Below are 532 nucleotides of genomic sequence, written 5' to 3'. Positions count from 1 at the left end.
CGCGCAAACAGGCCGGACACATGACTGCTTCTGACAAAGGTACCGATCATCTCAAAAATGTCTTGCAAAGCAGGAGCCATCCACACATGCCGTTCGCTACACTGCAAGAACGCAGGTAAGTAAATGACAGTTGCTAGCATCTGTCCGGCACATAAGCTGAGACGGAAGGGGAAAAATGAGCGTGCCCTCAGCACTATCGTCTGCGGGTATGAGTTCGATTGCCAGTGCTTATTGTTGGGTCTGGCACGCAAACTGTTGTTGAAAATGGAACAGTGTTTGGTGCTGTGACCATCGGACGATGCGGTGAGCGCGCAGGCAACAGTCCAGTCGCCATGCGTCTCATGGACAAGGCCGGTATAAGATGATGGAGATGGCGTACTTTAGTACTCAGTGTGTTTTAAGAAGGCTTGCCCACCGCTGTTGATCCCCGGCGGCGGGCGTGATGGTCTGTGCGGGGGGGGAAGCTCAAGGATAATCAGAAACGCAAGGTAAGGTTTGCGCTGAGCGCTTGATCGGTTAGCCCAGAACCGAA

Annotated in this window: 1 protein-coding gene; it reads left to right on the top strand. The window is 53.2% G+C overall.

Features of this window, described 5'->3' with window-relative positions; all coding sequences use genetic code 11:
• Nucleotides 1-218: 218 nt before the first annotated feature.
• Nucleotides 219-365 (top strand): hypothetical protein, encoded by a 147-nt coding sequence (locus PPL9_RS32420; protein ID WP_159097014.1) that lies wholly within the window; start codon nt 219-221, stop codon nt 363-365.
• Nucleotides 366-532 lie beyond the last annotated feature (167 nt).

This window comes from Pseudovibrio sp. POLY-S9 (assembly GCF_001431305.1).
Classification (GTDB): domain Bacteria; phylum Pseudomonadota; class Alphaproteobacteria; order Rhizobiales; family Stappiaceae; genus Pseudovibrio.
The sequence above is the reverse complement of the archived record's forward strand: the minus strand, read 5'-3'. Positions and strand labels throughout refer to the sequence as shown.